This is a genomic window from Streptomyces sp. NPDC058955 (assembly GCF_042741435.1).
Lineage (GTDB): Bacteria > Actinomycetota > Actinomycetes > Streptomycetales > Streptomycetaceae > Streptomyces.
The window spans coordinates 30338-40031 of record NZ_JBHYKM010000073.1; the positions used below are offsets into that span (position 1 = coordinate 30338).

The following is a 9694-nucleotide window of genomic DNA, read 5'->3' on the forward strand; positions in this document are numbered from 1 at the left end:
CTCTAGTCCGCGGTGGTGGGGGGGGGCCTCGCCGTGCTGGGGCGGGTGCTGGGGGGGGCGGGGGGGGCCCCGGGGCTCACCCGCGCCCGCGCGGGCGACGAGGCCCTGCACCGCAGCGCCGTGGCCCACCCCGGCTTCACCCGGGTCAACCGGGTGTTCAGCGACTGGGTGTGGGACCCGTGGACGCTGCGGGCGCTGGCCCTCGTCGTCGTCGTGCTGCTCGCGCGGTCCGGACACCGGCGGCTCGCCTGGTGGGTGGCCGGGACGGTGGTGGCGGCGGCCGGGGTGCAGCAGGCGGTGAAGTCGCTGGTCGGCCGGGACCGGCCGGAGTGGCGGGACCCGGTGGACTCGGCCGCGTTCGCCGCCTTCCCCTCGGGGCACGCGATGACCGCGGCGGTGGTCTGCGGGCTGCTGCTGTGGGTGGCCGCGCTCGTCGGACGGGAGCCGTGGCGGGGCTGGGGCACGCTCGCCGGGCTCGCGGTCGTCTCGGTGCTCGGGGTCGGCTGGACCCGGCTCTATCTGGGCGTGCACTGGCCGTCGGACGTCCTGGCCGGCTGGCTGATGGGCTGGTGCTGCGTGGCCGTCGCGGTGCTGTCGTACCGCCGGAGCCTGGACCGACGGCCCCTTCCGGCGGGACCCGGCCCGGACGAGGAGGAGGGGACATGACGAGGCCACCCGACCTGGACGATCCCCCGTGTCGCCCAGGGCAGGCGGCCTCCCCGCCGTCGCGCCACGGGGGCGGGGCGGCGGGCCACGCTGAGTATATTGGCCGAGAGCCAGTCAACGCAGGAGCCCAGCATGACGCCGCGTAGCCCATCGGTCAACGAAGAGCTTCGGCGGCGTTCCCGGGAGCGGATCCTGGCGGCGACCGTCGAGCTGGTCGGGCGTCACGGATACGAGGCCACCACCCTCGGCGACATCGCGGAGCGGGCCGGGGTGGCCCGCGGCCTCGTCTCGTACTACTTCCCCGGCAAGCGCCAGCTGCTCCAGTCCGCCGTGCACCGGCTGATGCACCTCACGCTGGAGGAGGCGCTGGAGCGCGAGCCGCGCACCGAGGACGGCGCCGAGCGGCTGGCGCGGGCGATCGACGCGATCCTGGGGCTGGCGGTGGACCGGCCGACGCTGATGCGCACCCACATGGCCGGGATCCTCCAGGCCGAGGGCTTCGTGCGCTGCGAGGAGCAGCAGCGGCTCGCCTTCCTGCTGCGGGACACGGTGGAGCGGTACGGCTCCGAGGACGTGGACCGGGACTATCCGCTGCTGCGGGCGCTGCTGATGGGCGCGGTGGTGGCGGTGCTGCTGCCGGGCGCGCCGATGCCGGTGGCGCGGCTGCGCGCGGAGCTGTTCCACCGGTACGGCCTGGCGTGGGAGAGCGGCATGCCGCCGGACGGTGGCCCGCCCGACGGCATGCTCTGAGGGGTCGGGGGTCAGTCCCGGTCGCCGAAGTCCTCGAAGTAGTCCGGCTGGGTCTGGACGTTGAGCTCGTCCATCCGGACCTTCTTCGCGGGGTCGGTGCGGCGGTCGGAGATCTTCAGGACGTCGAGGCCCCGGGCGATCTCGTTCGAGTAGATGTGCCCGTTGTAGTAGTAGGCGGACCAGGAGCCGCCGATCGTGAGGGTGGTGGCGGACACCGGGCCGCGGTCGAACCAGCCGATCTCCTTCGGGTGCGCGGAGTCGGTGAAGTCCCAGACCGAGATGCCGCCCTGGTACCACGCCTGGACCATGAGGTCCTTGCCCTTGACCGGGATCAGCGAGCCGTTGTGGGCGACGCAGTTCTCGGTGTCGGCCTGGTGGCGCGGGATCTTGAAGTAGCTGCGGAAGACGAGCTTGCGGTGCTGGCCCTTGCCGGTGATGTCGTAGACGCCGTTGGCGCCGCGGTTCGGTCCGACGGCCGCGTTGCAGGTGGCGCCGGAGCCGCCGCCGAGCTCGTCGGTGAAGACGACCTTGTTCGCCTTCTGGTTGAACGTGGCGGAGTGCCAGAAGGCGAAGTTGACGTTGTCCTGGACCTGGTCGATCACCCGGGGGTGCTCGGGGTCGGAGACGTCGAAGAGGATGCCGTCGCCCATGCAGGCGCCGGCGGCGAGGTCCTTGCCGGGCAGCACGGTGATGTCGTGGCAGCCGGTGGTCTTGGAGACGCCCGGGTTGGTCGGGCCGCCGGGGTTGCCGCCGCCGTCGGGGCCGTCACCGGGGAAGAGGACGGGGAAGTTGACGATCCGGGCCTGCTCGGGCGCCTTGCGGGGCACCTTGATGACCGAGATGCCGTCGTGCGGCGGCTGGCAGTCGGGGAAGGCCGCGTTGGGCGAGTAGGAGGAGACGTACACGTACACGTCCTTGCGCTGCGGCAGGAGCGTGTGGGTGTGGGAGCCGCAGGCGGTCTCGACGGAGGCCACGTACCTCGGGTTCGTGACGTCGCTGATGTCGAAGATCTTCATGCCCTCCCAGGACTCCTTGACGGAGGCGGGCTGCGTCGTGCTGGCGCACGAGTCGTCGCTGCGGGAGGAGTCCGTGGAGAGGAAGAGGAGGTCTCCGGAGACGGAGATGTCGTTCTGGGAGCCGGGGCAGAGGACCTGGGCGACGGTCTTCGGGGCCTTCGGGTCGCTGATGTCGAAGATCCGGAAGCCGTCGTAGTTGCCGGCGAAGGCGTACCGGCCCTGGAAGGCCAGGTCCGTGTTGAGGCTCTTGAGCGCGTCCTTGGGGATGTTCGCCAGGAGCTCGATGTTGTCGGTCTTCACGATCTCGTCGACGCCGGGTATCTCGCCGCTCTGGATCGCCGCCCGCGCCTCGGCGGCCTGCTCCACCGAGACCGGCGCCTGGACGGGCGCGTCTCCGGGGTCGGGGGTGGCGACCGCCGTTCCGGTGGCGAGCAGCGCCGCCAGGAGGCCGGCCGCGGCGGTGGCCGCGCCGAGGCGTCTGAACCGGGAGCGTGGACTCTGCGGGGTATGCAACGAAGTCACCTCGTCCTCCGTGTTTTCCGTTCAAAGCTGAACGGTGCTGGACCCCGGCAGTATGTTCCTTGGCGTGCACATCCCAACAGATGGCAACACAGATGTAATCAAGGAATCTGTGCGACCACCCGGAAAGAACTGCTAGGAACGGCCCCTGTACCCGTAAAACCCCCTGGAGGTACCGTTGCTGATCCGCCGCCACCACCGGCGTTCCGCCGTCGCCGCGACCCTCGCCGCGCTGGCCGTACTCGCCCTGGGCGCCTGCGAGTCGGACTCCGGCGCCGGTGACCCGCACCCCTCCTCGACCGGGGGCGCCGCGGCCGTCGTGGTGCCGGGCAGGCCCGGCGAGCCGGCCCGGCGGGTCTCGCCGGAGGAGGCGGCGAGCCTGCTCCCCGACGAGCGGCCGAACGGCGCCGACTTCCGGTACGTGCAGATGATGGTCGTCCACCACCGCCAGGCCCTGACGATGACCGCGCTGGCCCCCGAGCGGGCGGGGTCGAACGCCGTCCGGAAGGTGGCGGAACGGATCGCGGCGGCCCAGCAGCCGGAGATCGGCGCCATGGAGGGGTGGCTGAAGACCCACGGAGGCCCCCGGGACCAGGGCGCGCACGACCATCACGCGATGCCGGGCATGGCGACCGAGGCGCAGCTCGCGCAGTTGCGGGCGGCGAAGGGCGCGGCCTTCGACGAGCTGTTCCTGACGCTGATGGTGACGCACCACGAGGGCGCCGTGACGATGGCCGCCGAGGTGCTCGGCCAGGGCAACAACGTCCAGGTGGAGGAGATGGCGAACGACGTGATCGCGCAGCAGACGGCCGAGATCGGCCGGATGCGGTCGCTGTGACCGCGCGGGCCGCTCAGGCCCCCGCCGCGTCCGGGACGCCGTCCGCGTCCTGACGGGCGGACTGCGCCCCGGCCGCCGCGAGGACGGTGTCGAGGAGGCCGGGGAAGAGCGCGTCGAGGTCGGCGCGGCGGAGCCCGTTGAGCTTCGCCGTGCCGCGGTAGTCCTGCCGGATGACGCCGGCCTCGCGCAGCACCCGGAAGTGGTGGGTGGTGGTCGACTTGGTGACCGGGAGGACGAAGTACGAGCAGCTCAGCTCGGTCTCGGCGGCGGCCAGTTCGCGGACGATCCGCAGCCGCACGGCGTCCGAGAGGGCGTGCAGCACCGACTCCAGGCGGATCTCCTCGCGCGTCGGGTGCTCCAGGAGGCGAGGGCTGGCGGCGGTCGTCATGGCGGCGGCTCCACTTTCTCCCGAGGGACGGTCCGGGACGGTCTTCATTGTACGAGAGCTCTCGTAGTTTGACAGGCGCCGTACTACGATGGGTATCGTACGAGCATCCCGCCGGGCCCTCCGCGTCCGGCGACCCAGTCGTCCCGAAACGGAGTCCGCGATGAGCGCCGCCCTCTTCGAGCCCTACACCCTCCGCTCGCTGACCGTCCCGAACCGCGTCTGGATGGCCCCGATGTGCCAGTACTCGGCGGAGGTCTTCGGCCCGAACGCCGGGGTCGCCCACGACTGGCACTTCGCCCACTACGGAGCCCGCGCGACCGGCGGCGCCGGCCTCATCCTGGTCGAGGCCACCGCCGTCGCCCCCGAGGGCCGGATCAGCCCCGCCGACCTGGGCCTGTGGAACGACACCCAGACCGAGGCGCTGCGCCGGATCGCCTCCTTCGTGAAGGCCCAGGGCTCCGTCCCCGGCATCCAGATCGCCCACGCCGGCCGCAAGGCCGCCACCGAGCGCCCCTGGCTCGGCCGCGGCCCCGCCGCCGCCGAGGAGGCGTGGCAGCCGGTCGCCCCGAGCCCGCTCGCCTTCGACGAGGGCCACACGGTGCCGACCGAGCTCACCCAGGACGGGATCCGGGAGATCGTCGGGCAGTTCGCCGCCGCGGCCCGCCGCGCGCTGGCCGCCGGTTTCGAGGTCGTCGAGGTGCACGGCGCCCACGGCTACCTCATCGGCGAGTTCCTCTCCCCGCACAGCAACCGCCGCACCGACTCCTACGGCGGCTCGTTCGAGAACCGGACCCGGCTCGCCCTGGAGGTCGTGGACGCGGTCCGCGCCGTCTGGCCCGAGGAACTGCCGGTGTTCTTCCGCGTCTCCGCCACCGACTGGCTGGAGGAGGCGGGCTGGACCCCGGACGAGACGGTCCGCTTCGCCGCGCTGCTGCGCGAGCACGGCGTCGACCTGCTGGACGTCTCCAGCGGCGGCAACGGCGGCCCCGCGCGGATCCCGGTCGGCCCCGGCTACCAGGTGCCGTTCGCCGCCCGGGTCAGGGCCGAGACCGGGCTGCCGGTCGCCGCCGTCGGCCTCATCACCGAGCCCGAGCAGGCCGAGAAGATCGTCGCCAACGGCGAGGCCGACGCGGTCCTGCTCGGCCGCGAACTCCTCCGCGACGCCTCCTGGCCGCGCCGGGCCGCGCGCGAACTGGGCGCCACCACCTTCACGCCGCCGCAGTACGCCTGGGCGATCTGAGACCGCCGCACTCCGGGGACACCCCGTCACCACAGGGTCACGGGGTGTCTCCGGACGCCGTTGTCGGTGGCCGGGTGCAGACTGGCCCGTATCCGTGACAACGGCGTCCTGGAGGTGGGCACCCATGCCCGACGTACTTCTCACCGTAGGCACCCGCAAGGGACTCTTCATCGGCCGCAGGCACGACGGACGCTGGGAGTTCGACGATCCCCACTTCCCGGCCCAGGCCGTCTACTCGGTGGCCATCGACACCCGGCCGGACACCCCGCGGCTGCTGGTCGGCGGCGACAGCGCGCACTGGGGGCCGTCCGTCTTCCACTCCGACGACCTGGGCCGGACCTGGACCGAACCACCCGCGCCGGCCGTCAGGTTCCCCCAGGACACCGGCGCCTCCCTGGAGCGCGTCTGGCAGCTCCACCCGGCCCCCGCGCACTCCCCCGGCGTCGTCTACGCGGGCACCGAACCGGCCGCCCTCTTCCGCTCGGAGGACGGCGGCGAGTCCTTCGCGCTGGTCCGGCCGCTGTGGGAGCACCCGACCCGCTCCCAGTGGGTGCCCGGCGGAGGCGGCGAGGCGGTGCACACGGTCGTCACCGACCGCCGCGACCCCGACGCCGTCACCGTCGCCGTCTCCACCGCCGGCGTCTTCCGCAGCAAGGACGGCGGCGCCTCCTGGGCCCCGGCCAACCAGGGCGTCTCCGCCGTCTTCCTGCCCGACCCCGACCCGGAGTTCGGCCAGTGCGTCCACAAGATCGCGCAGGACGCGGGCGACCTGGACCGGCTCTACCTCCAGAACCACTGGGGCGTCTACCGCAGCGACGACGCCGGCGGCCGATGGACCGACATCGGCGGACCGCTCCCCTCCGACTTCGGCTTCGCCGTCGCCGCGCACCCGCACCGGCCCGACACCGCCTACGTCTTCCCCATCACCGCCGACTCCGACCGGGTCCCGGCGGACCACCGCTGCCGGGTCTACCGCACCACGGACGCCGGCGCGAGCTGGGAACCCCTCGACAAGGGCCTGCCGCAGGGCGACCACTACGGCACGGTGCTCCGCGACGCGCTCTGCACGGACGACGCCGACCCGGCGGGCGTCTACTTCGGCAACCGCAACGGCGAGGTGTACGCCAGCGCCGACGACGGCGACACCTGGCAGCTCCTCGCCGAGCACCTGCCCGACGTCCTCTGCGTCCGGGCGGCGGTGGTCTGAACTCCCCGCCGCCCCCGGCCCGTCGGCGACCCGCTCAGGGCAGCAGCCAGTCCACCGGCTCGGCGCCCTGGGCGGCCAGCATCTCGTTGGCCCGGCTGAACGGCCGGGAGCCGAAGAAGCCCCGGTCCGCGGAGCGCGGCGACGGGTGCGCGGACTCGACGGCGGGCAGACTCCCCAGCAGCGGACGGGCGTTGCGCGCGTCACGGCCCCAGAGGATGGAGACCAGCGGCTTGCCGCGGGCGGCGAGGGCGCGGATGGCCTGCTCGGTGACCTCCTCCCAGCCCTTGTTGCGGTGGGCGCCCGCGTTGCGCGGGGAGGTGGTCAGCGTCCTGTTGAGCAGCAGCACGCCCTGCCGGGTCCACGGCGTGAGGTCGCCGTTGGAGGGGCGCGGGTGCCCCAGGTCGGTGTGCATCTCCCAGAAGATGTTCAGGAGACTGGCCGGCAGCTGCTCCACCTCGGGGGCCACCGCGAAGCTCAGGCCGATCGCCATCCCCGGGGTGGGATAGGGGTCCTGACCCACGATCAGGACCCGCACGTCGTCGAAGGGCTGCTGGAAGGCGCGCAGGACGTTCGGCCCCGACGGCAGATAGGTCCGGCCCGCGGCGATCTCCTGCCGCAGGAAGTCGCCCATCTCGGCCACCCGGCCCGCGACGGGCTCCAGGGCCTTGGCCCAGCCGGGCTCCACCAGTTCGTTCAACGGTCTCGCAGTCACAGTCCGTCACTCTAGCGGCCTACACCGACAACGCCCTCCGCCCTAGACTGCGGGCCCCAGACCCCCACCCGGTGAGGACGGTTGCGAGCGTGGAGACCCGGAGCGAGAACGCCGGATCGTCGGCGGACGCGGTGGTCGTCGGGATCGACTCGGGAGGCTCGGGGCTGCGCGTCGCCCTCGCCCGGGCCGCCGACGGCACGGTCCTCGACCGGGCGGCCGCGCCCGGGCCCGTCCGGACCGGACCGGGCGGGATCTCCGCCGCCCACTTCCTGGAGTCGGTGCTGCCGGCCGTCGCCGCGCTGCGGGCCCGCGCCGGGGAGGGGCGCCCGGTGCGGGCCGCCGCCGTGGGCGCCGCCGGCATGGCCACGCTCGGCGAGGAGCTGCGGGCGGTCCTCCCGGGGGCGTTCGCCGACGCCTGGGGGGTGCGCGGGACCGCGCTCGCCGCCGACGCCGTCACCGCCTACGCCGGGGCGCTCGGCGCGCGGCCCGGCGCGGTCGTCGCCGGCGGCACCGGTCTGATCGCCCTCGGCACCGACCTGACCGCCTGGCGCCGGGCCGACGGCTGGGGCCATCTGCTGGGCGACTGCGGCAGCGGCGCCTGGATCGGCCGGGCCGGACTGGAGGCGGCGATGCGCGCGTACGACGGCCGGCGCGGCGGTTCGGCGGCGCTGCTGGCCCGGGCCGAGGAGCTGCACGGCCCGGCGGCGGAGCTGCCCGCCGCGCTCTATCCGCGCACCGACCGGCCGGCCGTACTCGCCGCCTTCGCCCCGGAGGTCGCCGCCCGCGCGGCGGACGACCCGGTCGCCGCGGCGATCCTGGAGCGGGCCGCGGAGCACATCGCCGACGCCGCCGAGGCGGCCTGCCCGCCGGGCCCGGAGTCCGTGGTGGCGCTGACCGGCGGCCTGTTCCGGCTGGGCGAGCCGCTGCTCGTACCGCTGCGGACGGCGCTCGCGGAGCGGCTGCCCGGGGTGCGCGCCGTCGCCCCCGCGGGGGACCCGCTCGACGGGGCGGTGACGCTGGCCACCTCGCTCGCCGGGGACGGGATCCGGCTCCCCGAGGACCCCGCGCTGCTCCGGATCGTCTGACCGCGCCGCCCCGCCGGGCCGGTATCGCCGCTGGTCGAAGGCGTGCGAAGGGGCCGGGCCGGGGAGCTGTCCATGATCCGGCGCCCGGCGGACCGGACATACAGGGGCAGAAGGCGCGGGGTCCTACCTCACCGAACGCTCCCGTCCGCAAAGCCAGTAGCATGCGGCGCCATGAGCACCCCCACTGGGCCCGCCAACGGCCTGCCTGTACGAATGCCGCGCCCCCGCCCGTCCGGGCGGCACCGCCGCCCCGACCCGGCGGCGGCGCCCGAGGGCGCTCCCGCCCTGGTGCTCGCCGTCCCCGGCGCGCCCTCGGCCGCCATACGCTCCCTGGCCGAAGAGCTGGTGAGCATCGCCCGGTCCGAGCTGCCCGGCCTGGAGGCCGCGATCGGCTTCCTGGACGGCGACGGCGAGGAGTACCCGACGCTCGCCGGCGTGCTGACCGCCGCCGCGGAGCTGCGCGAGGAGCGGTACCGGATCGCCGTGGCGGCCGGCCGCGAGGTCGGAGCCCCGGAGGGCCCGGCCGCGATCGTCGTCCCGCTGCTCGCGGGCCCGGACAGCGCCGTGATGCGCCGGATCCGCCAGGCCGTGATGGACAGCGGCAACACGGCCGAGCTGACCGATGTGCTCGGCCCGCACCCGCTGCTCGCCGAGGCGCTGCACGTGCGCCTGTCGGAGGCCGGCCTGGCCCGCGCCGACCGCGCCCGGCTCTTCACCGTCGCCACGGCCGCGGACGGCATCGTCCTGGCCACCGTGGGCGGCGAGGAGGCCGTGCAGGCCGCCGGCATCACGGGCATGCTGCTCGCCGCCCGGCTCGCCGTGCCGGTGATGGCCGCCGCGCTCGACCAGGAGGGTTCGATCGCCTCCGTGGCCGAGCAGCTGCGCGAGGCGGGCGCGGTGCAGCTGGCGCTGGCCCCGTACCTGATCGGCCCGGAGCTGGCCGAGGGCCTGCTCGACGAGGCGTCGAAGGAGGCCGGCTGCCCGGCGGCCGAGGCGCTGGGCGCGTACCCGGCCATCGGCAAGCTGGTGCTGTCGCAGTACGCGGCCGTGCTCGGCCTCCCGCAGCAGGGCGCGGCCCCCGCGCACTGACGCCCCGAACCACGCGGAAGGGGGGGGCCCCGGCCCCGCCCCGGGGGGGGCGGCGCCGGGGGGCGGCGGGGCGCGCCGGCGCGGGGCCGCGCCCGCGCCGGCACCTGGACGGCCCTCCCCGACTCGGTGAACAACGCCTTCCACAACCTGACCGGTCAGGTGCGGGACATCGCGCAGGTGACGA

10 protein-coding genes are annotated in these 9694 nt (G+C 74.6%); 7 read left to right on the forward strand and 3 right to left on the reverse strand.

Going from position 1 to position 9694, the window contains the following annotated elements:
• Window positions 1-15 precede the first annotated feature (15 nt).
• Window positions 16-666 carry a phosphatase PAP2 family protein gene (locus ACFW1I_RS25000; protein ID WP_384673822.1) on the forward strand — a complete coding sequence of 217 codons (651 nt, stop codon included), beginning with the start codon at window positions 16-18 and terminating at the stop codon, window positions 664-666.
• A 132-nt stretch (window positions 667-798) separates the two neighbouring features.
• Window positions 799-1416 (forward strand): TetR/AcrR family transcriptional regulator, encoded by a 618-nt coding sequence (locus tag ACFW1I_RS25005; RefSeq protein ID WP_384673824.1) that lies wholly within the window; start codon window positions 799-801, stop codon window positions 1414-1416.
• Window positions 1417-1427: 11 nt separating this feature from the next.
• Here ACFW1I_RS25005 and ACFW1I_RS25010 read toward each other — a convergent pair whose 3' ends face one another.
• Window positions 1428-2954, reverse strand: a complete 1527-nt coding sequence (locus ACFW1I_RS25010; RefSeq protein ID WP_384673827.1) for an LVIVD repeat-containing protein — start codon at window positions 2952-2954, stop codon at window positions 1428-1430.
• A gap of 175 nt (window positions 2955-3129) precedes the next feature.
• Between ACFW1I_RS25010 and ACFW1I_RS25015 the strand changes: the two genes are divergently transcribed.
• On the forward strand, window positions 3130-3789 hold the full coding sequence (locus ACFW1I_RS25015; protein ID WP_384673830.1) for a DUF305 domain-containing protein: 660 nt from the start codon (window positions 3130-3132) through the stop codon (window positions 3787-3789).
• Window positions 3790-3802: 13 nt separating this feature from the next.
• Here ACFW1I_RS25015 and ACFW1I_RS25020 read toward each other — a convergent pair whose 3' ends face one another.
• Window positions 3803-4177, reverse strand: coding sequence for an ArsR/SmtB family transcription factor (locus ACFW1I_RS25020; protein WP_384673833.1), 375 nt, complete (start codon window positions 4175-4177; stop codon window positions 3803-3805).
• 160 nt (window positions 4178-4337) lie between these two features.
• Here ACFW1I_RS25020 and ACFW1I_RS25025 point away from each other — a divergent pair, with 160 nt between their 5' ends.
• Both ACFW1I_RS25025 and ACFW1I_RS25030 read left to right on the forward strand, forming a co-directional pair.
• A complete protein-coding gene (locus ACFW1I_RS25025; protein ID WP_384673836.1) occupies window positions 4338-5417 on the forward strand; it encodes an NADH:flavin oxidoreductase/NADH oxidase in 1080 nt (359 codons plus the stop codon).
• A gap of 124 nt (window positions 5418-5541) precedes the next feature.
• Window positions 5542-6624: a WD40/YVTN/BNR-like repeat-containing protein gene (locus ACFW1I_RS25030; protein WP_384673839.1), complete on the forward strand. Its 1083-nt coding sequence runs from the start codon at window positions 5542-5544 to the stop codon at window positions 6622-6624.
• A gap of 34 nt (window positions 6625-6658) precedes the next feature.
• Here ACFW1I_RS25030 and ACFW1I_RS25035 read toward each other — a convergent pair whose 3' ends face one another.
• Complete coding sequence (locus tag ACFW1I_RS25035) at window positions 6659-7336, reverse strand: uracil-DNA glycosylase (protein ID WP_384673842.1); 678 nt, start codon at window positions 7334-7336, stop codon at window positions 6659-6661.
• Between the two features lie 89 nt (window positions 7337-7425).
• Here ACFW1I_RS25035 and ACFW1I_RS25040 point away from each other — a divergent pair, with 89 nt between their 5' ends.
• Window positions 7426-8421: an N-acetylglucosamine kinase gene (locus ACFW1I_RS25040; protein WP_384673844.1), complete on the forward strand. Its 996-nt coding sequence runs from the start codon at window positions 7426-7428 to the stop codon at window positions 8419-8421.
• A 171-nt stretch (window positions 8422-8592) separates the two neighbouring features.
• Window positions 8593-9510, forward strand: a complete 918-nt coding sequence (locus ACFW1I_RS25045; RefSeq protein WP_384673846.1) for a sirohydrochlorin chelatase — start codon at window positions 8593-8595, stop codon at window positions 9508-9510.
• Window positions 9511-9694: the final 184 nt, after the last annotated feature.